Genomic DNA, 19,437 nt, shown 5'->3' on the forward strand with positions numbered 1-19,437 from the left:
CGCCTAGTCCGCGCCGGCGCCCGCCCTGGCGGGCGCCGTCAACGCCTCGATCTCATCGTCCTTGGCCTGCCACTGCTGGCCCAGCCAGTGGTGAAAGGTCGTACGGAACGTCTTGTCGCCGGAATAGTTGCCTTCGCAAAACTCCGGCGGCACCGGCAACTGCCGCATGCGCACCAGCACCTGCCCCGCACGACCGCAGGCCAGATCCCAGAAGCTGGGCGCACCATCCGGATAGACGATCGTCACGTCTATCATCGAACGAAACCGCTTGCCCATCGCATTCAACGCCACCGCCAGTCCGCCCGCCTTGGGCTTGAGCAGATGCCGATACGGCGATCCTTGCGCAGCGCGCTTGGCAGGACTGAAACGCGTCCCTTCAGCAAATACCATCACGCTGGTCGGCACCAGCGAGAACTTCGCGCAGGCCCGCCGCGCAGTCTCCTGGTCCTGCCGCCCCAAATCCGGATTGCGGCGCAACGCCGCCTTGCCGTGGCGCTTCATGAACGGAAAATCCAGCGCCCACCACGCCAGCCCGATCACCGGCACATAGATCAGCTGCTGCTTCAGGAAGAACTTCAGCAACGGAATACGCCGGTTCAGCGACTGTTGCAACACGAAGATATCCACCCAGGACTGGTGATTGCAGTTCACCAGATACCAGTCCGCATAGCGCAGGCCGTCATTGCCCTGCACATCCCAGGGCACATCCTGGATCCGCGCCAGCCATCCGGCGTTGCAGGACACCCAGGCCGTGGCAATGCCGTTGAGCACGGGATCGACACCCCGCCTGACCGCCGCGAATGGCAGCAGCAGCTTCAACAAGGCCAGCGGGAACAGCAGCAGGCACCAGAACACCGTGTTGAGCGCCAGCCAGACGGTGCTGATAACGCCCGTCACCCAGGCGAAACGTCCACGCGGCAATGGCAACACGCGACGGCGCGCAGGCGCGCGAGCACTGGATTTGTTTGATTGGGCAGGCGCAGCGCGGCCAGCCCCGGAAGACGATTCAGGAAAAGTCATGCGCCAGTTTCCTACCTTCAGCAAAAACTCGACTTGCGCAGAATCAAGCCACGATCAGCGCACAGCGCACAGCGCCACCACCCACGGCAACACAGCGCAAGACACCGCGTATGCTCGATCAGGCCGCCCGGGCGGCCTGATCGAGCATACGCGGTGTCTTGCGCTGTGTTGCCGTGGGTGGTGGCGCTGTGCGCTGTGCGCTGATCGTGGCTTGATTCTGCGCAAGTCGAGTTTTTGCTGAAGGTAGGAAACTGGCGCATGACTTTTCCTGAATCGTCTTCCGGGGCTGGCCGCGCTGCGCCTGCCCAATCAAACAAATCCAGTGCTCGCGCGCCTGCGCGCCGTCGCGTGTTGCCATTGCCGCGTGGACGTTTCGCCTGGGTGACGGGCGTTATCAGCACCGTCTGGCTGGCGCTCAACACGGTGTTCTGGTGCCTGCTGCTGTTCCCGCTGGCCTTGTTGAAGCTGCTGCTGCCATTCGCGGCGGTCAGGCGGGGTGTCGATCCCGTGCTCAACGGCATTGCCACGGCCTGGGTGTCCTGCAACGCCGGATGGCTGGCGCGGATCCAGGATGTGCCCTGGGATGTGCAGGGCAATGACGGCCTGCGCTATGCGGACTGGTATCTGGTGAACTGCAATCACCAGTCCTGGGTGGATATCTTCGTGTTGCAACAGTCGCTGAACCGGCGTATTCCGTTGCTGAAGTTCTTCCTGAAGCAGCAGCTGATCTATGTGCCGGTGATCGGGCTGGCGTGGTGGGCGCTGGATTTTCCGTTCATGAAGCGCCACGGCAAGGCGGCGTTGCGCCGCAATCCGGATTTGGGGCGGCAGGACCAGGAGACTGCGCGGCGGGCCTGCGCGAAGTTCTCGCTGGTGCCGACCAGCGTGATGGTATTTGCTGAAGGGACGCGTTTCAGTCCTGCCAAGCGCGCTGCGCAAGGATCGCCGTATCGGCATCTGCTCAAGCCCAAGGCGGGCGGACTGGCGGTGGCGTTGAATGCGATGGGCAAGCGGTTTCGTTCGATGATAGACGTGACGATCGTCTATCCGGATGGTGCGCCCAGCTTCTGGGATCTGGCCTGCGGTCGTGCGGGGCAGGTGCTGGTGCGCATGCGGCAGTTGCCGGTGCCGCCGGAGTTTTGCGAAGGCAACTATTCCGGCGACAAGACGTTCCGTACGACCTTTCACCACTGGCTGGGCCAGCAGTGGCAGGCCAAGGACGATGAGATCGAGGCGTTGACGGCGCCCGCCAGGGCGGGCGCCGGCGCGGACTAGGCGCGGATCAGGCGCGGGCGGGCAGCACGGTGCCGGAGCAGGCGCCGAAGCCGATGCGCGGATAGCCTGCCTTCACGCATTCGGCGCGGATGATGACCTGGTCGCCATCCTGCAGGAAGGTGCGCTTTTCGCCCCAAGGCAGGTCGATGGGATTCTTGCCGCCGTTGCACAGTTCCAGCAGCGAGCCGGCTTCCGAAGGTTGCGGGCCGGACAGGGTGCCGGTGCCCAGCATGTCGCCGGGTTGCAGGTTGCAGCCGTTGACGGTGTGGTGGGCGATCAGCTGCGCCACGTTCCAGTAGGCATCGCGGAAGTTGCTGCGCGACAGGAAGGCCGGCGGCTGCTTGTCGGCGCGCGATTTTTCGGTGGTCAGCAGGACTTCCATCTGCACGTCGAAGGCGCCCTTGGCGCGGTTCGCATCGGATGCCAGGTAGGGCAGGGGCTGCGGTTCGGACGGGCCGCGCATCCACTGCGTGCGGAACGGTTCCAGCGCTTCCATGGTGACGACCCAGGGCGAGATCGTGGAGGCGAAGTTCTTGGCCAGGAAGGGGCCCAGGGGCTGGTATTCCCAGGCCTGGATGTCGCGCGCCGACCAGTCGTTCAGGATGCACAGGCCGAACACGTGCGATTCGGCGTCGGCCAGGGGGATGCGGTCGCCCTGGGCGTTGCCGGTGCCGACGAAGATGCCCAGCTCCAATTCGTAATCCAGGCGGGCGCAGGGGCCGAACTGCGGCGCTTCGCCTTCATTGGCGGGACGGGTCTGGCCGACGGGGCGGGGGAACTTCTGGTCCACGCCGATGCTGGAGGCGCGGCCGTGGTAGCCGATGGGCACCCACTTGTAGTTCGGCAACAGGGGATTGTCGGGGCGGAATTGCTTGCCCACGGCGGTGGCGTGGTGCACCGAGATGTAGAAGTCGGTGTAGTCGCCGATGCGGGCGGGCGTGGTGTATTCGGCGTCGGCTTGCGCGACGAGCAGGGGCTCGACCGTGCCGCGCAGGGCAGCGCCTTCGCGCAATGCGCGCGACAGCGCCAGGCGCAGGGCGCTCCAGTGGGCCTGGCCCAGGGCCATCAGGGCGTTCAGGCTGTCCGTGGCGCACGCGGCCAGGGCTTCTGCTGCCAGGCCCTCGAAGGGCTGTTTGGCGGCCAGCGCGGCCAGGTCCAGGATCTGGTCGCCGATGGCCACGCCGGGGCGGAACGACTCCGTCGAACCCTTGCGGCGGAAGGTGGCATAGGGCAGGTTCTGCACCGGGAAATCCGACTCGCCGGTGTTGGCGCTGGCGATCCAGCTCTTCAGGGACGGGTCGTGGGTTTCGTTGATGGTGGTCATGGCTGCGTGTCTCTTTCAGTGTGGTTATGCGGTGGCCGGGCGTCAGGCGCCGGGAATTACAAATGCCAAGCGGCGATGAGCTTGCGCTCATCGCCGCGGGCGTGGATGGCAGAAGGCCTGCGCGTCACGCCTTGCTGGGGTCGAAATGCTTGGCGATGCCCTGCCAGCACCGGTAGTAGTCGCCTTGCAATTCTACCGAGGCCAGCGCCTGCTCCGTGGGGCGGATGACGCGCCGCGTCTCGAACATGAAGGCCATCGTGTCGCGGATGTAGTGGGCCTTGCTGGTATCGGCGTGCGAGGCCTTTTCGAAAGTCTCGGCGTCGGGGCCGTGGCCGCTCATGCAGTTGTGCAGGCTGGCGCCGCCCGGCGCGAAACCGTCGGCCTTGGCGTCGTAGACGCCCTGGATCAGCCCCATGAATTCGCTGGCGATGTTGCGGTGGAACCAGGGCGGACGGAAGGTGTTCTCCATGGCCAGGATGCGCGGCGGGAAGATCGCAAAATCCATGTTGGCCGTTCCCGGGGTGTCCGACGGCGCGGTCAGCACCGTGAAGATCGAGGGATCCGGATGGTCGTAGCTGATGGAGCCGACGGTGTTGAAGTTGCGCAGGTCGTACTTGTACGGCGCGTGCGTGCCGTGCCAGGCCACCACGTTCAACGGCGAATGGTCGATGGAAGCGCGCCAGAAGCCGCCCGTGAACTTGGCGATGAGTTCGAAGTCGCCTTCGAGGTCTTCGTACCAGGCCACCGGGGTCTTGAAGTCGCGGGCATTGGCCAGGCAGTTCGAGCCGATGGGGCCCAGCTCCGGCAGGCGCATGGCCGCGCCGAAGTTTTCCAGCATGTAGCCGCGCGCGTTGCCGTCCAGCAGTTCAACGCGGAAGCGCACACCGCGCGGGATGACGGCGATTTCCAGCGGTTCCAGGTCGATCAGGCCCAGCTCCGTGGCCAGGCGCAGGCGGCCTTCCTGCGGCACCAGCAGCAGTTCGCCGTCGGCGTTGTAGAAGTAGCGCCCTTGCATCGAACGGTTGGCCGCATACAGGTGGATGCCTACGCCGCTGAGTTCGTCGGGGCCGCCGTTGCCGCCCCAGGTCTTCACGCCTTCCAGGAAGTCGGTGGGGGCGGCGGGGATGGGCAACGGGCTCCAGCGCAACTGATTGGGCGTGACGGGACCTTGGCCGAAGGTGCTTTGCCAGCCGGCGGCGCCGTCAAAGGCCTCGAACGGCTTGTGCTGCGCGCCGGGACGGATGCGGTAGAGCCAGGAGCGGCGGTTTTCGCTGCGCGGCGCGGTGAAGGCGGTGCCGGACAACTGCTCGGCGTACAGGCCGTAGGGGCATTGCTGCGGCGAGTTGCGGCCCAGCGGCAGCGCGCCGGGCAGGGCTTCGGTAGCGCAACTGTTGCCGAAGCCGGTCTGGTATTGCAGTTCCATGGATTCCTCCTGAGCGGCGGCGCGGTGCTTGGCCGCGCGGCCTGGTGCGGGTGGCTCGTGCGGAAGGTTTCCGGAGCCCATATGGCATTGTCGGAAAAAATCCCCGCTACGGCTATGGGAATGCAAAAATAGAGACTATAAATTTTGTGAATAGTAGGGGGGCGTATGGCCGAGCTGCGCGATGTCGATCTGAATCTGCTGCTGTTGTTCCAGCATCTGCTGGAGGACCGCAATCTGTCGGCCGTGGCGCGGCGCATGGACCTGTCGCAACCCGCGGTCAGCAACGCGCTGCGCCGCCTGCGCGAAGCATTCGGCGACGATCTGTTCGTGCGCACGGCGCAGGGCATGCTGCCCACGCCGCGCGCGCAGCGCCTGGCGGGCCCAGTCAGCGAGGCGTTGACCATGTTGTCGCAGGCCCTAAAAGACCAGGACGTCTTCGATGCCGCCACCAGCACCCGCCGCTTCCGGGTGGCGATGACGGACGTGGGCGAGATCCACTTCATGCCGCGCCTGATGGAAGTCTGCGTGCAGGTGGCGCCGCAGGTGCGCATCGATTCGGTGCGGGTGCAGGGACCGGATCTGCCTCGGGAAATGGAGGCCGGGCGGGTGGATCTGGCGATCGGCGCATTCGATGAAATGGGGGCGGGTACGCTACAGCGCATGCTGTTCCGCCAGGGCTATGCGACCCTGTTCCGGCAGGCGCATCCGACGGCGCACGCCGGCATGAGCCTCAAGGCCTTCCGGGCCGAGCGCCACCTCATCGTGTCGCGCGCGGCGCCCTATGGGCAGGTCAACCAGTCCATGGAACGCGCCGGCGTCGATCTGGCCGAGCATTTCAGCGTGCCGCATTTTTCGGCCGTGCCCTACATCGTCAGCGCGACCGACCTGCTGGCCACCGTGCCCGAAAAACTTGCCGCCAGCGCCGCGCCGCCATTCGGCCTGCGCTACATGACGCCGCCGATAAGAGTGCCGGCGCTGCAGACCAACATGTACTGGCAGCGCCGGGTGGACCGCGACAGCGGCAACCAATGGCTGCGCGCGTTGATCGTCAATGCGTTCGCGGTCGGGGCGTGAAGGGAACTACGGCGCCACGGACGCCCGCGCTTGCCGCAGCGCCTCGCGCAGCACTTCCATGTCGCCCAAGTGGTTGGCCAGCAACAGGATCAGCGCCGCGTTGAGCTCCTGGCTTTGCTCGTTGGTGAGGTCGCGGTGGGTCTCGATCAGCGCTTCGTAGAAGTCGTCAGGCGAGACCAGGTTGGTTTCGGTAATCAGCATGATGGAGTGATCTCGAAGTTCAGGCCCGGCCCGTGGCGCGGCTGACGGCCGCGGTGACGGCGTCGGCGTCGAAGGCGCGCCAGCGGGCGGTGATGTGCTGGTCGGGGCGGATCAGGTAGGCCGTGCCGGCTTGCGCGTCATAGCGCTTGCCCAGGCAGCCTTCGCGGTCCGTGACGGACGCCAGCTCCTTGGGCAGCGCGGACAGATCGCATTGCGGGCTGGCGACCAGCACGGCCTTGACCGGCACAGGCGCCATGCGCAGCGCCTGGAGGGCAAGCAGCGTGTTGCGGTCGGGCAGGGCGTCGCCACAGAAGAACGCCAGCACGAATTCACCGTCCAATTGCGCCAGCCACCAATCTTGCGCGTTCACGGGCGCGTCCAGCGCCACCGCGCCCGGCACCATGCGGCCGCTGAAGGCGTCGGTGTCCGGCGTGTTCAGCGGCGAACCGGCGTAGGTCGCGGGCAGCGACAGGCGGCCGCTGTTGACCAGCGAGCGCGCAAACGGATGGGTCTTGGCCAGGTTCAGCACCGCGTTGCGGAAATTGCGGCTGATGTCGCTCTTGGGCGTGATGAAGTCGGTGGCGCGCGATGAATTCAGGATGTTCTCGTCGGCGGCGTATTCGCGTTCGACGGCGTAGCTGTCGATCAGTGTCTCGGGCGCCTGGCCGGCCAGCACCAGCTTCAGTTTCCAGGCCAGGTTCTCCGCGTCCTGCACGCCGCTGTTGGCGCCGCGGGCGCCGAACGGCGATACGCGGTGCGCGGAGTCGCCGGCGAAGACGACACGGCCGTGGCGGAACTTGTCCATGCGTTCGCACGCGAAGGTATAGACGCTGACCCATTCCAGCTCGAAGCGCGCGTCGGGGCCCAGCAGTGCGCGGATGCGCGGCAGCACGTTTTCAGGCTTGACGGCCTCGACCGGGTCGGCGTTCCAGCCCAGCTGGAAGTCGATGCGCCAGACATTGTCGGGCTGGCGGTGCAAGAGCACGGACTGGTTGGGATGGAAGGGCGGGTCGAACCAGAACCAGCGCTCGGTCGGGAAGTCCGCCTGCATCTTGACGTCGGCGATGAGGAAGCGGTCGCGGAAGATGCGGCCGTGGCTTTCCTGGCCAATCAGCTTGCGCACCGGCGAACGCGCGCCGTCGCAGGCGATCAGCCAGTCGGCATGCAAGGCATACGCGCCGTCCGGGGTTTCCACGTTCAGGACCACGCCGTCATCGCGCTGCTCCAGGCCGACAACTTTGTTCTTCCAGCGCAGATCGATGTTGGGCTCCTGGCGCGCCTGCTCGTACAGATAGCCTTCGGCGTAGTACTGCTGCAGGTTGATGAAGGCCGGGCGGCGATGGCCGGGTTCGGGCAGCAGGTCGAAGCGCCAGACTTCCTGCTCACGGAAGAAGACCTTGCCCACGTTCCAGGACACGCCCTTGTCGATCATGCGTTGACCCACGCCCAGGCGGTCCCAGATCTCCAGCGTGCGCTTGGAGAAACAGATGGCGCGGGAGCCGGTCGACAGGCGGAAGTCGTCGTCCAGCACCACCACGCGCACGCCCTGGCGCGCCAGGTCCAGCGCCGTGGTCAGACCGACCGGGCCGGCTCCCACCACCACCACCTGATGGCGCGCCAGCTCGCTGGCGGCCTGGTCGGCGTGTTTTTCATAGGCGAATTCCATCGCCTGAAAGTCGATGTCTCCCACGGTTGTCTCCTGTGTGGGTCATATTGTTTTTATGTCACGAAGCCGCGCGCCGCCTTGCGGCGCGCGATTCCGGTTGGTGCTCGGATGGGCCGTTGGCGGCCCGCCGGGATCAGCCTTCCAGCTGCGCCCACATCTCCAGATCGCGCTTGTCGGTCCAGATGCGCGGGTGGGTGTAGCCGGTGGCCTCGTCATAGGCGCGCGACACGTCGAACGGCATGCAGTGGTCGAAGATCACCCAGTCGCTGTAGCGCGGCTTCATGAAGTCGTAGACCTCGCGGTAGATGGTCTTCAGGTCCTTGCCCTCGGCCACGCCGCGGTTCACCGCGCCGTACAGGTCGGTCAGGAAGGCGCGCGTGCCGGCCAGGCCCTGGCGGACTTCGGTGGCGTTCTTCAGCGCGGGGCCGCGGCCCGGGACCATTTTCTCGGCTTCGAAGCCAGACAGCGCGTCCAGCGTGCTGGGCCAGTCGCGGAAGTAGGCGTCGCCGCAGTAGGGGGTGGACTGGTATTCGACCAGGTCGCCAGCGAACAGGATCTTCTGCTCGGGCAACCAGGCGATGGTGTCGCCCTTGGTGTGGCCGCGGCCCACTTGCAGCAGCTTGACTTCCAGGTTGCCCAGGTTGACCGTCATTTCGCCCTTGAACGTCATCGTCGGCCAGACCAGGCCCGGCGGAATCGATTCGGCATTGCGGAACAGGCGGGGGAAGCGGCCGATTTCGCTGGCCTTGTCCTGTTCGCCGCGTTCGGCGATCAGGTCGTAGGTGTCGCGGCTGGCCAGGATTTCCTGGGCGTTGTAGGCCGACGCGCCGAACACGCGCACGGCGTGGTAATGCGACAGCAGGATGTACTTGATGGGCTTGTCAGTGACTTCGCGGATGCGGCGGATCACGTCCTGTGCCATGACAGGGGTGGCCTGGGTGTCGACCACCATGACGGCCTCGTCGCCGATGATCACGCCCGTGTTGGGATCGCCTTCGGCCGTGTAGGCATAGGCGTTGTCGGACAGTTTTTCGAACGAGACGACCTTGTCGTCCAGGTCGGCGTGCGAGGCGAATTGCTTGCTCATGGAGGCTCCTTCCACTTTTATAGGAATACGGTGTGTGGAAGGAATATAGCTTGACGTTAGTTTTCGTGCAATACGTTTGCTATAAACAAATGGTCTTGTTTTTACAGGGATTTCCCGTGGATTTCCGGGGCGGCAGCGGTCAATTCCTTTGGCATTTCGGGCAATAGTAGGTGGCGCGCTGGCCTTGGACGATGCGCCGTATCGGGGTGGCGCAGACGCGGCAGGGCAGACCCTCGCGTTCGTAGACGGCGGCGTGGATCTCGAAGTAGGCGCCTGGTTCGCCGGTGGCTCCGACGTAGTCCCGCAGTGTGCTGCCGCCGGAGGTCAGGGCATCGGCCAGGGTGGCGCGCACCATGTCGGCCAGGCGCTCGCAGCGGGCGGGCGACAGTTTGTTGGCTGGCGTCTTGGGATTGATTCGGGCGCGGAACAGGCTTTCCGACGCATAGATATTGCCCACGCCCACCACCGCCATGCCGGCCAGCAGCACCTGCTTGATGGCGGCGCTGTGGTTCTTGAAATGGCGGTGCAGCCAGGCGCCGTCGAACCGTGGATCGAAGGGTTCGATGCCCAGCTTGGCCAGCAGGGGGTGGGCTTCGATGGGGCCGTCGGATTCGGGGTGCCACAGCACCGCGCCAAAGCGCCGCGGGTCATGCAGGCGCAGCACGGCCTGTTCGAAGATCCATTCGACATGGTCGTGCTTGCGCAGGAATTCACCAGGCGCGACGCTGCGCAGCGACCCCGACATGCCCAGATGCACGATCTGGGTGCCGTGTTCGAATCGCAGCAGCAGGTACTTGCCGCGGCGCGCGCATTCCAGCACGGCGCGGCCAGCGACCAGCGACGGCAGATCCTGCGGGATCGGCCAGCGCATGCGGGATTCGTGGATGACCAGGCGCGTGAGCGTCCGGCCGGTGATGACGGCGTCGATTCCCCGACGCGTGGTTTCGACTTCAGGCAGTTCCGGCATGAGCCAGTGTAAGATCATTAATTGCGTGTACGAAGATTGTGCCATCAACCGGACGGGCCGCGTGAAGTCGTCTTTCAAACCTATAAACATCGGGATCGCCGCGCTAGCGCTTGCGCTGGCAGCAATACTGACCCCGCCGGCCCAGGCCGCCGACAGCCGGACGCGCGATGCGACCGGGCCCAGGATGGCGCCCCAGAGCCGCCACCCTGAAACCGAAGTCATACGGCTGCGCCCCGGGCAGTTGCCCTATGTCTCGCTGACCGCGGACATTTTTTATCGCGTGCTCGCCTCCGAGATCGCCGCGCAGCGCGGCATGTACGGTTCCGCGGCTACCACCATGCTGGGCCTGGCGCGGGATACCGGCGATCCACGCCTGGCTCGCCGCGCCCTCGAATTCCAACTGGCCGGCGGCAACCTGCCCGGCGCCCTGGACGCCGCGCGGGTCTGGGCGCGCCTGTCTCCCAACGACGTGGAGGCCAGTTCCACCGAGCTGGCGCTGGCCGCCGCCAACGGCCAGACCAAGGGCCTGTCGCAGGCCCTGCGCAACCGCATCGATTCCTCGCGCGACAAGCCGGCCGCCATCGGCCAGGCCCTGGCCGTGCTGAGCCGCCTGAACGACCGCCGCCTCGCCCTGCGCATCCTCGACGAATCCCTGAGCGACAGCGTGCGCAAGCTGCCGGCAGCGCACCTGGCGCTGGCTGACGTGGCTTCCGCCTCGGGCGACTACACCCGTGCCGCGCAGGAGTCGCGCGCGGCCCTGGCGGCGGATCCCAAGTCGGAACCCGCGGCCCTGCGCGTGCTGGAATACGGCTACAAAGTGGACCCGCAGCGCGCGCAGGCCGAGGCGCGCGCCTATATCGCCCGCAATCCCAACGCCCGCAAGGTGCGCCTGATGCTGGCCGGCCAGTTGGCCGACAGCGGCGACTACAACGGCGCGCTGGCTGAATTGCAGGCCATGTCGCGCCGTTCGCCGGAAGATTTCGACCTCCTGTTCATGCAGGCGCAACTGGCCTACAAGGCCGGGCAATTGCCGCAGGCCAAGAGCCTGTTGCAACAGTATCTGGACGTGCAGCAGCAACGCCAGCGCGCGACCGTCCCGGGCGCAACCGATGCCGGCGCCGCCGCGGCCGACGCCCATGTCTTGCTGGCCCGCATCGCCGAAGACCAGGGCCATTACGACGACGCCATTGCTGAACTGGGCCGTATCGACGATCCGACGCTGCGCTACTCGGTGCGCATGCGCCAGGCCGCCTTGCGCGCCAAGAGCGGTCGCATTGACGACGCGCTGGCCATGATCGACGCCGCCGGCCCGCAGGACGAGGAAGAGCGTACGCTCGGCGTATTGACCAAGGCCCAGATCCTGCGCGACGCCGACCGCGTGCAGCAGGCGGTGTCGGTATTGGAAGCGGCCGATCAGGCGCTGCCCGACACGGTCGAGATCAAGTACGAACTGGCCATGCTGTACGAACGCCAGAACCGTCTGGCCGACCTCGAACGCATGCTGCGCCAGGTCATCGCGCTGGACCCTGATCATGCGCATGCCTACAACGCGCTGGGCTACACGCTGGCCGATCACAACCAGCGCCTGCCCGAGGCCCTGGATCTGATCACGCAAGCGCTGGAGCTCGCGCCCAACGATCCGTTCATCCTCGACAGCATGGGCTGGGTCAAGTACCGCATGGGCGATTCCGCAGCTGCCGCCGACTACCTGCGGCGCGCCTACAGCGTGCGTCCGGAAGCAGATATCGCAGCCCACCTGGCCGAGGTTCTCTGGACCCAGGGCAAGCGCGACCAGGCCGTCGAGTTGCTGCGCGCCGCGGTGGCCAAGGATCCCAAGAACAAGACTGTTCAGGACGTGGCCAAGCGCCTGGGGATCAGCCTGTGACCGCAGTGTTTCAACGTGCGCTCGGCGCCGCCGCGCCGCTGCGCTGGTTCCTGATGGCAATGCTGGCGGCGACGCTGGCGGCCTGCACCACGCCCAAACCGATCGAAGGCGCCAGCGCCGACGCGTTTTCGCGCATCGGCCGCTTCGCCATTACCGTCAACGAGGAAAGCGGCAAGCAGAACGCCGTGCAGGGCGGCTTCTCGTGGTCGGACGATGGCCGCCAGTATGTGCTGGACCTGACCAACCCGCTGGGTTCGACCGAGGCTCGGGTGGAAGGACGGCCCGGCGCGGCCAGCCTGACCAAGGCCGACGGCACCCGCCTGGTCGCCGACAATCCCGATGCCCTGGCCGCGGAAGCGCTGGGCAGCAGCATGCCCGTGTCCGGGCTGCGTGACTGGCTGCGGGGCAAGCTGGCGGCCACGCCCGAAGCGACCGAAGTGTCGCGCGACGAACTGGGTCGCCTGGCGGCTTTTGAGCAGGGCGGCTGGCGCGCGCGGCTCTCACGTTACGACACGCTAGGTCCCCAATTGCTGGTGTTGGAACGCCAGGAGCCGGGCCGGCGCATTATGCTGCGTCTGGTCGTCAATCAGCCTTGAATGGCGGGCCGTCTTGGCCCGGAATCAGCGGTCGCCCGGTAAAATCGGGCGACCGCTTTTTTTTTGTTTGTTCAGCCGTGACTCTCTACGACGTACCCGCTCCCGCCAAGCTCAATCTGTTCCTGCACGTCGTAGGCCGGCGCGCCGACGGCTATCACCTGCTGCAAACCGCCTTCCGCTTTATCGACCTGTGCGACACCTTGCATTTCGATGTGCGCGCCGACGGCGTCATCAGCCGCGCCACGGAGCTGCCTGGCGTGCCCGAAGAGCAGGATCTGACCCTGCGCGCGGCGCATGCGCTGCAGCGGGCCACGGGTACGAAGCAGGGCGTGCAGATCGGCCTGGAAAAGCGCATCCCGCAAGGCGGCGGCCTGGGCGGCGGCTCCAGCGATGCGGCATCCGTGCTGATCGCGCTGAACAAGTTGTGGAATACCGGGCTGTCGCGGCGCGAACTCATGGAGCTGGCCTTGCCTCTGGGCGCCGATGTGCCCGTGTTTGTCTTCGGTCAATCCGCATTCGCCCAGGGTGTAGGCGAAGACCTGACGGCGGTGACGCTGCCGGATCGTGCATATCTGGTGGCGCAGCCGGACGCCAGCGTGCCCACGCCACAAATATTTTCCGCACCTGATTTGACAAGAGATTCTTCTTCCATCACAATAGCGGTCTTTCTTGCTTCGCCTACTTCCCGCTTCGGCAGGAATGATTTGGAGCCGGTGGTCTACCGCCTTTACCCAGAAGTGCTTGGGGCATCGCGGTGGCTTGCTGAGCAGGAGGTCCTTCGTGGAACTCCAGTTCGCATGTCGGGATCTGGCGCGTGTTTATTCGCCGAATTTTCCGAACTCTCCGAAGCCGTTTTGGCAGAAGCAGAAATATCCGCTATAATGCGCGGCGCTGATAAAACATTCAGCCAAACGCATCCACGGTTTCGGTTAGTGCAGGCATGTACTGGGTTAGCTGAACATCCGTTGCGGAATTGGATTGCAAGATAGTTGGGGAGTCGCCAAGCTGGTTAAGGCACCGGATTTTGATTCCGGCATGCGAAGGTTCGAATCCTTCCTCCCCAGCCAACCGAATACATAAAAAAGCTGTTGAACACGCCTGTAAGACACTGGCCCGGGTTCAGCAGCTTTTTTATTTTCCGGGTCCGCTGGTGCATTACCTCGCATCATCTCGTTAGTGTCTTAAAACGACCATCGCATCATCCATCATGGCAAACGATAGCTTCATGATTTTCACGGGCACCGCCAATACTCGGCTGGCCGTGGACGTAGTCAACCACCTCGATATGTCCCTGGGCAAGATGACCGTCGGTCGCTTCTCGGACGGCGAAGTGATGGTCGAGATCAACGAGAATGTGCGCGGCAAGGACGTCTTCGTCCTGCAGCCCACCTGTGCCCCCACCAACGACAACCTGATGGAAATCATGGTGATGGTCGATGCCTTGCGCCGCGCTTCCGCTGGCCGCATCACCGCCGCCATTCCCTATTTCGGCTATGCCCGCCAGGACCGCCGCCCGCGCTCGGCGCGCGTGGCCATCTCGGCGAAGGTCGTGGCCAACATGCTGCAAGTGGCTGGCGTCGACCGCGTCCTGACGATGGACCTGCACGCCGACCAGATCCAGGGTTTCTTCGATATCCCCGTGGACAACATCTACGCGGGTCCGATCCTGCTGGGCGACATCTGGCGCCGCAATTTCTCGAACCTGGTCGTCGTGTCCCCGGACATCGGCGGCGTGGTGCGGGCCCGCGCGCTGGCCAAACAGCTGGAAGCCGATCTGGCCATCATCGACAAGCGCCGTCCGCGCGCCAACGTGTCGGAAGTGATGAACATCATCGGTGAAGTCGACGGCCGCACCTGCATCATCATGGACGACATGGTCGACACCGCCGGCACGCTGTGCAAGGCGGCCCAGGCCCTGAAGGACCGCGGCGCCGGCGCCGTTTACGCCTATTGCACGCACCCCGTGCTGTCGGGCGGCGCCATCGACCGCATCGAAGCGTCGGAACTGGACGAACTGGTCGTCACCGACACCATTCCGCTCTCCGAGCAAGGCCAGGCCAGCGGCAAGATCCGCCAGCTGTCGTGCGCCGCGCTGCTGGGCGAGACCATCCTGCGTATCTCGAACGCGGAATCGGTCAGCTCGCTGTTCGTCGATTAAGACGTAGCGGCCCTCGGACGGGTAGTCCGGATACAGAGTTTTGCGCCTTGCTGGTCGCGGCAAGGCGCAACAAACACGGCGCGCATTTCGCGTGCCGTGCACTAATCGGCGAAGTCTCTTCGCCATTTATTGTTTTTGGAGTTTTCCATGAAATTCAATGCCACTGCGCGTAGCGTCCAGGGTTCGAGTGCGAGCCGCCGCCTGCGCCGCGCGGGCCGCGTTCCCGCCATCGTTTATGGCGGTACGGCTGCCCCCCTGAACATCGAACTCGACCACAACGAGATCTACCACGCCCTGCGCAAGGAAGAATTCCACGCGTCGATCCTGCAAATGGCGCTGGAAGGCGCAGCCAAGGAAGAGCAAGTCCTGCTGCGTTCGGTTCAATGGCACGCCTACAAGCCGCAAGTCCTGCACGTGGACTTCCAGCGCGTGGACGCCAACCAGGCCCTGCACACCAAGGTCCCGTTCCACTTCATCAACGCTGAAGTCTCGCCGGCCGTGAAGCTGGGCGGCGCCATCATCAGCCACGTCCTGACCGAACTGGAAATCACCTGCCTGCCGGCAGCGCTGCCCCAGTTCATCGAAGTGGACCTGAAGGACCTGCTGCCTGGCGCTTCGGTCCACCTGGCCGACATCAAGCTGCCCAAGGGCGTGACGTACGTGCCCCACGGCGGTGACGCCAACCCGCTGCTGGCCGCCACGGCCGTGGTCAAGGGCGGCGCTGCCGCCGACGAAGGCGCTGCCGAAGCTCCGGCCGCCTAAGTTCTGCCGGAAAGCCCTCGGGCTTTCCACGGCTGGTACCCGAAACCCTGCGTGTGCATTTGCATGCGCAGGGTTTTTTGGTTTAAACACCCCCCATCATGTCTACTCCTATACGCCTCATCGTCGGACTGGGTAATCCTGGCCCTGACTACGAAACGACCCGGCATAACGCCGGCTTCTGGCTGGCCGACCATCTGGCGGACGACTTGCGCGCTTCTTTTGCGCTGGAGAAGTCCTTTTTCGGAATGGTGGCCAAGTCCCGTCTGGGCGCCGACAACGTGCTGCTGTTGAAGCCCAATACCTACATGAATCGTTCCGGCCAGGCGGTGGGCGCGTTGGCTCGTTTCTACAAGCTTGTGCCCGAGCAGGTGCTGGTGCTGCACGACGAGTTGGACCTGATGCCCGGTCAGGTGAAACTGAAGCAGGGCGGCGGGCACGCCGGCCACAATGGCTTGAAGGACATCCAGGCGGCCTTGGGCAGCCCCAACTTCTGGCGCCTGCGCATCGGCATCGGCCATCCCCGCACGCTGGGCCTGGCCCAGCAGGTGGCGGACTTCGTGCTGCATCCGCCGCGCCGCGAGGAACAGAAAGAGATCGAAGCGGTGATCGACCGGTGTCGCGCGGTCGTGCCGGCGATGCTGGCCGGAGATTTTCCCCTGGCGACACGCCAACTCCACAGCGGCAACGAGGCCTGATGACGGACCAGCGGCAATCGGCTTCGCTATCTGGCGGAAAACTTCGCTTTCGCAGCGAAGTTGCGGATTTCTGGCGCTTCATCCGGCACCCGCATCCGGCTTCGCGCCTGCCGGGCCGCGCGTCCGCGAGCGGGCTGGTGGCCGACTGGTGGCCGGGCCTGGGGCCTGGACGCCTGCTGGCCTGGGCCGCGCTGCTGTGGGCCGTGAACCTGTTCGCACTGGGGCCGGTGGCGGTGGCCGCCGCCGGGCTCGGCGGCGTTACGCATCGGCTAGATCCCGCCAACATCCCCTGGCTGACCGCCGTCATCTGGGCGCCGCTGGTGGAAGAGATACTGTTCCGCTATGGCCTGCGCCGTCCAAGACAGGCGCTATGGCTGATCCCGGCGATGGTGCCCGTGGTGCTGTGGGGGCCCAAGGTCTGGACCGGCCTGCTGCTGGCTGCATTCGTCATCCTGGCCTGCTGGGGCGCGCGCCAGCGCCCCGAACCGCTACGAGGCTGGGACACCGCCTGGCGGCGCTATTACTTGCAGCATTTCGGCCTGGTGTTCCACCTGGTCGCGCTGACCTTTGCCGCGGTGCACCTGACCAACTTCGTCTACGGCAAGACGCCATACTGGCTGCTGCCCCTGCTGGTGCTGCCGCAATGGCTCACGGGCCTCGTGCTGGGCTGGATGCGCGTGCGCCGCGGAATCGGCGCAGCCATATTGCTGCATTCCGCTTTCAACGCCGGCCCCATTTTGATGATCTGGATCATCATGCGCTGGGTTCCCGCCGCCGCAGCCTGACCGGGGCCGCAACGGCGGCCCGGCCGGCGGGGCCTGAGCGCCCAGCCGGGGTAAACTAGAACGTTAACGATCAATACCGTACTTACACAGGATTCCCATGGCTCTGCAATGCGGCATCGTCGGCCTGCCCAACGTAGGCAAATCGACCCTCTTCAACGCTCTGACCCGCGCCGGCATCGCCGCCGAGAACTATCCGTTCTGCACCATCGAACCCAACGTCGGTGTGGTCGAAGTGCCGGATCAGCGTCTGCAGAAGCTGGCTGAAATCGTCAAGCCCGAACGCATCCTTTCCGCCACCGTCGAATTCGTCGACATCGCGGGCCTGGTCGCCGGCGCGAGCAAAGGCGAAGGCCTGGGCAACCAGTTCCTCTCGCACATCCGCGAAACCGACGCCATCGTCAACGTGGTGCGCTGCTTCGAAGATCCCAACGTGATCCACGTGGCCGGCAAGGTCGATCCCATCGCCGACATCGAAGTCATCGAAACCGAACTGGCCCTGGCCGACCTGCAGACCGCTGAAAAGGCCCTGCAACGCCACCAGAAGACCGCGCGTTCGGGCGACAAGGAATCGCAGCGCATCGTGGCCGTGCTGGAAAAGTGCGTGGCCCAGCTGAACGAAGCCAAGCCGATCCGTGCGCTGGACCTCTCCACCGAGGAAAAGGCCGACATCGCCCAGCTCTGCTTCATCACCGCCAAGCGCGCGATGTACGTGGGCAACGTGGCGGACGACGGCTTCACCAACAATCCGCTGCTCGACCGCCTGACCGAATTCGCCGCCGCGCGCAACGCGCCCGTGGTCGCCATCTGCGCCGCCATTGAATCCGAGATCGTCGACCTCGACGACGCCGACCGTCAGGCCTTCCTGTCGGACATGGGCATGGAAGAGCCCGGCCTGAACCGCCTGATCCGCGCCGCCTTCAAGCTGCTGGGCCTGCAGACCTACTTCACCGCCGGCGTGAAGGAAGTGCGCGCCTGGACCGTGCCGATCGGCGCCACCGCGCCCCAGGCCGCTGGCGTCATCCACACCGACTTCGAACGCGGCTTCATCCGCGCCCAGACCATCTCCTATGACGACTACATCACCTACAAGGGTGAGCAGGGCGCCAAGGAAGCGGGCAAGATGCGCGCGGAAGGCAAGGAATACATCGTGCAGGATGGGGACGTGATGAACTTCTTGTTCAACGTCTGATTCGAGCAAGCCATTTCAGACGATTTCACCTGCTTGCAGGTGCATCACCTGAAACGACGCAAAGCCCCGTGGATACGGGGCTTTTTCATTTCAGCTCGTTGCATGCAACGACACTTGATAGCGCTGCGCAAGTGAATACGGGCGTATATATGGATCTTGCACCAGGTCGATGAAGGTGTATGCGATGAAGCCCTGAGGACGAACAGGAGACCTTCACGATGCGTGACAGACGCCCAGTGTCGAGCCTCCAAGCCTAGAGAAGGCATCTACCGCCTCAATGACTACAAGGGGCTGTACCTAGAAATCAAACTCAACGGCATCAAGGCTTGGCGCTATCGCTTCAAGCTCAATGACAAGGCCTCTTGGCTCGCGCTTGGCGACTACCCCAGCGTGACGCTCGGCGAGGCCAGAGCGAAGTGCGAGGCGGCGCGGAAGCTGGTCAGGGAGGGCATCAATCCCGTCCAGAATCGCCAGATCGAACGCATCAAGCGCGAGCAGGACTCAGCGAACACATTCGAGACCATCGCCAAGGAGTGGCTGGCCCTGAAAGAGTGGGAGGAAGTGACCAAGAAGCGGAGACTCGACATGCTGGAGCGCGTGGTCTTGCTCGGCAAATGAACGCAGTTGGCGGTCTCGTTCGCCCGTCCCACGCTTGATCTCACGCGCCTGCTGAAGCAACGCGGCCTGCGCTGGCGGCCCGGCCCCAAACGAGCGAGTCCAGACGGGGTCCGGCAACGTGCTCCCAGAATCGGTCCTGAAAGGCGCGCATTGCCGTGTTGTAGGCAAGGCGCTGTTCCTTGGGTGTTTGAGCGTCCTTTGCCGCGCGGAAGCCGGGGTGCAAGTGCTTGACGTTGCCACCGTCAGGATTGACGACACAGAAGTGGAGGTGCGCGTGCACCTCATCGGTGTGCTCGGCCACGGACCGGAGGTGCTCACCGAATTCGGTTTGCAGCCACTCCAAGGTGCTTTGCCTCCAGTAGCTGTACTCAATGCGATTTCATGGTCTTTCGTGAAATTCGGTGAAATTGTGGAAGTACCTGAAAAGCCGCGCAAATGCGCGGCTTTTTGGTTTCAGCGAGGAGCTTGGTCGTTCAGTGCCGCCGAGCCGGATATGAGCATGTCATCGAGTACGCAACTTTGATGCGCCTCGCCGAACTTCGCCGGCCAGTTACGGCCGTTGGCATGCGGCCGCTCGCCGCCTGCCGCCTTGAAAAATAGGGACCGCATGATTCTGGACAGTGCCAACGGCGAACTCAACACCGTCATCGCCCAGCGCTTGAGGCTGACCACGGTCTCCGCGGAAAAGGGTGTGGTTCCGCGACTAGACACC

20 protein-coding genes and 1 tRNA gene are annotated in these 19,437 nt (G+C 64.8%); 12 read left to right on the forward strand and 9 right to left on the reverse strand.

Going from position 1 to position 19,437, the window contains the following annotated elements; all coding sequences use genetic code 11:
* Positions 1-3 precede the first annotated feature (3 nt).
* Entirely contained in the window at positions 4-1,020 is a 1,017-nt protein-coding gene (locus DXK93_RS05975; RefSeq protein WP_199728280.1) for an acyltransferase, read from the reverse strand.
* Positions 1,021-1,278: 258 nt separating this feature from the next.
* Between DXK93_RS05975 and DXK93_RS05980 the strand changes: the two genes are divergently transcribed.
* The gene (locus DXK93_RS05980) at positions 1,279-2,295 is read left to right on the forward strand and encodes an acyltransferase (protein ID WP_199728280.1); all 1,017 of its coding nucleotides are present in this window, start codon (positions 1,279-1,281) and stop codon (positions 2,293-2,295) included.
* Between the two features lie 7 nt (positions 2,296-2,302).
* On the opposite strand, the gene fahA is transcribed toward DXK93_RS05980, so the two are convergent.
* Positions 2,303-3,619, reverse strand: coding sequence for a fumarylacetoacetase (gene fahA / locus DXK93_RS05985; protein WP_119449630.1), 1,317 nt, complete (start codon positions 3,617-3,619; stop codon positions 2,303-2,305).
* Between the two features lie 124 nt (positions 3,620-3,743).
* The gene (hmgA, locus tag DXK93_RS05990) at positions 3,744-5,042 is read right to left on the reverse strand and encodes a homogentisate 1,2-dioxygenase (protein WP_054451958.1); all 1,299 of its coding nucleotides are present in this window, start codon (positions 5,040-5,042) and stop codon (positions 3,744-3,746) included.
* A gap of 165 nt (positions 5,043-5,207) precedes the next feature.
* On the opposite strand from hmgA, the gene DXK93_RS05995 reads away from it, so the two are divergent.
* On the forward strand, positions 5,208-6,116 hold the full coding sequence (locus DXK93_RS05995; RefSeq protein WP_054451957.1) for a LysR family transcriptional regulator: 909 nt from the start codon (positions 5,208-5,210) through the stop codon (positions 6,114-6,116).
* Positions 6,117-6,122: 6 nt separating this feature from the next.
* On the opposite strand, the gene DXK93_RS06000 is transcribed toward DXK93_RS05995, so the two are convergent.
* From DXK93_RS06000 to mutM, 4 genes are all read right to left on the reverse strand, one after another.
* On the reverse strand, positions 6,123-6,317 hold the full coding sequence (locus DXK93_RS06000) for a DUF2783 domain-containing protein (RefSeq protein ID WP_054451956.1): 195 nt from the start codon (positions 6,315-6,317) through the stop codon (positions 6,123-6,125).
* 19 nt (positions 6,318-6,336) lie between these two features.
* Positions 6,337-8,007 carry an FAD-dependent oxidoreductase gene (locus DXK93_RS06005; protein WP_119449628.1) on the reverse strand — a complete coding sequence of 557 codons (1,671 nt, stop codon included), beginning with the start codon at positions 8,005-8,007 and terminating at the stop codon, positions 6,337-6,339.
* Positions 8,008-8,116: 109 nt separating this feature from the next.
* Positions 8,117-9,070 (reverse strand): MBL fold metallo-hydrolase, encoded by a 954-nt coding sequence (locus tag DXK93_RS06010; RefSeq protein ID WP_119449627.1) that lies wholly within the window; start codon positions 9,068-9,070, stop codon positions 8,117-8,119.
* Between the two features lie 139 nt (positions 9,071-9,209).
* Positions 9,210-10,037: a bifunctional DNA-formamidopyrimidine glycosylase/DNA-(apurinic or apyrimidinic site) lyase gene (mutM, locus tag DXK93_RS06015; RefSeq protein WP_054451953.1), complete on the reverse strand. Its 828-nt coding sequence runs from the start codon at positions 10,035-10,037 to the stop codon at positions 9,210-9,212.
* Between mutM and DXK93_RS06020 the strand changes: the two genes are divergently transcribed.
* The 10 genes from DXK93_RS06020 (at position 10,036) to DXK93_RS06065 (ending at position 18,725) form a co-directional block, all read left to right on the forward strand.
* A complete protein-coding gene (locus DXK93_RS06020; RefSeq protein WP_119449626.1) occupies positions 10,036-11,922 on the forward strand; it encodes a lipopolysaccharide assembly protein LapB in 1,887 nt (628 codons plus the stop codon). The genes mutM and DXK93_RS06020 overlap by 2 nt on opposite strands.
* Before the next feature lie 53 nt (positions 11,923-11,975).
* Positions 11,976-12,518, forward strand: coding sequence for a lipoprotein insertase outer membrane protein LolB (gene lolB, locus DXK93_RS06025; protein WP_119449635.1), 543 nt, complete (start codon positions 11,976-11,978; stop codon positions 12,516-12,518).
* A 77-nt stretch (positions 12,519-12,595) separates the two neighbouring features.
* A complete protein-coding gene (ispE, locus tag DXK93_RS06030) occupies positions 12,596-13,507 on the forward strand; it encodes a 4-(cytidine 5'-diphospho)-2-C-methyl-D-erythritol kinase (protein ID WP_082400801.1) in 912 nt (303 codons plus the stop codon).
* A 1-nt stretch (position 13,508) separates the two neighbouring features.
* Positions 13,509-13,585, forward strand: a tRNA-Gln gene (locus DXK93_RS06035).
* A gap of 140 nt (positions 13,586-13,725) precedes the next feature.
* Entirely contained in the window at positions 13,726-14,676 is a 951-nt protein-coding gene (locus DXK93_RS06040) for a ribose-phosphate pyrophosphokinase (protein WP_006227587.1), read from the forward strand.
* Between the two features lie 147 nt (positions 14,677-14,823).
* The gene (locus tag DXK93_RS06045; RefSeq protein ID WP_042797362.1) at positions 14,824-15,438 is read left to right on the forward strand and encodes a 50S ribosomal protein L25/general stress protein Ctc; all 615 of its coding nucleotides are present in this window, start codon (positions 14,824-14,826) and stop codon (positions 15,436-15,438) included.
* Between the two features lie 98 nt (positions 15,439-15,536).
* A complete protein-coding gene (pth, locus tag DXK93_RS06050; RefSeq protein WP_054451950.1) occupies positions 15,537-16,133 on the forward strand; it encodes an aminoacyl-tRNA hydrolase in 597 nt (198 codons plus the stop codon).
* Positions 16,133-16,918: a type II CAAX prenyl endopeptidase Rce1 family protein gene (locus DXK93_RS06055; protein ID WP_119449625.1), complete on the forward strand. Its 786-nt coding sequence runs from the start codon at positions 16,133-16,135 to the stop codon at positions 16,916-16,918. The genes pth and DXK93_RS06055 overlap by 1 nt, the downstream gene beginning before the upstream one ends.
* Positions 16,919-17,015: 97 nt before the next feature.
* On the forward strand, positions 17,016-18,107 hold the full coding sequence (ychF, locus tag DXK93_RS06060) for a redox-regulated ATPase YchF (protein ID WP_054451948.1): 1,092 nt from the start codon (positions 17,016-17,018) through the stop codon (positions 18,105-18,107).
* A 222-nt stretch (positions 18,108-18,329) separates the two neighbouring features.
* Positions 18,330-18,725 carry an Arm DNA-binding domain-containing protein gene (locus tag DXK93_RS06065; protein WP_233564516.1) on the forward strand — a complete coding sequence of 132 codons (396 nt, stop codon included), beginning with the start codon at positions 18,330-18,332 and terminating at the stop codon, positions 18,723-18,725.
* 40 nt (positions 18,726-18,765) lie between these two features.
* Here the strand turns inward: DXK93_RS06065 and DXK93_RS06070 are convergent, their stop codons facing one another.
* Both DXK93_RS06070 and DXK93_RS31805 read right to left on the reverse strand, forming a co-directional pair.
* Positions 18,766-19,068, reverse strand: a complete 303-nt coding sequence (locus DXK93_RS06070; protein ID WP_119449624.1) for a hypothetical protein — start codon at positions 19,066-19,068, stop codon at positions 18,766-18,768.
* A 110-nt stretch (positions 19,069-19,178) separates the two neighbouring features.
* On the reverse strand, positions 19,179-19,397 hold the full coding sequence (locus DXK93_RS31805) for a hypothetical protein (protein ID WP_147400223.1): 219 nt from the start codon (positions 19,395-19,397) through the stop codon (positions 19,179-19,181).
* Between the last annotated feature and the right edge of the window lie 40 nt (positions 19,398-19,437).

Source organism: Achromobacter sp. K91 (genome assembly GCF_003576205.1).
In the GTDB taxonomy this organism is placed as follows: domain Bacteria; phylum Pseudomonadota; class Gammaproteobacteria; order Burkholderiales; family Burkholderiaceae_B; genus Achromobacter; species Achromobacter aegrifaciens.

Excerpts from the sequence above, each read along its gene's own strand:
- DXK93_RS06020 (WP_119449626.1), top strand. The coding sequence starts at position 10,036 with ATGAGCCAGTGTAAGATCATTAATTGCGTGTACGAAGATTGTGCCATC.
- ychF (WP_054451948.1), top strand. The coding sequence starts at position 17,016 with ATGGCTCTGCAATGCGGCATCGTCGGCCTGCCCAACGTAGGCAAATCG.
- DXK93_RS05980 (WP_199728280.1), top strand. The coding sequence starts at position 1,279 with ATGACTTTTCCTGAATCGTCTTCCGGGGCTGGCCGCGCTGCGCCTGCC.
- lolB (WP_119449635.1), top strand. The coding sequence starts at position 11,976 with ATGGCAATGCTGGCGGCGACGCTGGCGGCCTGCACCACGCCCAAACCG.
- DXK93_RS06010 (WP_119449627.1), bottom strand. The coding sequence starts at position 9,070 with ATGAGCAAGCAATTCGCCTCGCACGCCGACCTGGACGACAAGGTCGTC.
- DXK93_RS05975 (WP_199728280.1), bottom strand. The coding sequence starts at position 1,020 with ATGACTTTTCCTGAATCGTCTTCCGGGGCTGGCCGCGCTGCGCCTGCC.
- DXK93_RS06045 (WP_042797362.1), top strand. The coding sequence starts at position 14,824 with ATGAAATTCAATGCCACTGCGCGTAGCGTCCAGGGTTCGAGTGCGAGC.
- DXK93_RS06055 (WP_119449625.1), top strand. The coding sequence starts at position 16,133 with ATGACGGACCAGCGGCAATCGGCTTCGCTATCTGGCGGAAAACTTCGC.
- DXK93_RS06000 (WP_054451956.1), bottom strand. The coding sequence starts at position 6,317 with ATGCTGATTACCGAAACCAACCTGGTCTCGCCTGACGACTTCTACGAA.
- pth (WP_054451950.1), top strand. The coding sequence starts at position 15,537 with ATGTCTACTCCTATACGCCTCATCGTCGGACTGGGTAATCCTGGCCCT.
- fahA (WP_119449630.1), bottom strand. The coding sequence starts at position 3,619 with ATGACCACCATCAACGAAACCCACGACCCGTCCCTGAAGAGCTGGATC.
- DXK93_RS05995 (WP_054451957.1), top strand. The coding sequence starts at position 5,208 with ATGGCCGAGCTGCGCGATGTCGATCTGAATCTGCTGCTGTTGTTCCAG.
- DXK93_RS06040 (WP_006227587.1), top strand. The coding sequence starts at position 13,726 with ATGGCAAACGATAGCTTCATGATTTTCACGGGCACCGCCAATACTCGG.
- mutM (WP_054451953.1), bottom strand. The coding sequence starts at position 10,037 with ATGCCGGAACTGCCTGAAGTCGAAACCACGCGTCGGGGAATCGACGCC.
- hmgA (WP_054451958.1), bottom strand. The coding sequence starts at position 5,042 with ATGGAACTGCAATACCAGACCGGCTTCGGCAACAGTTGCGCTACCGAA.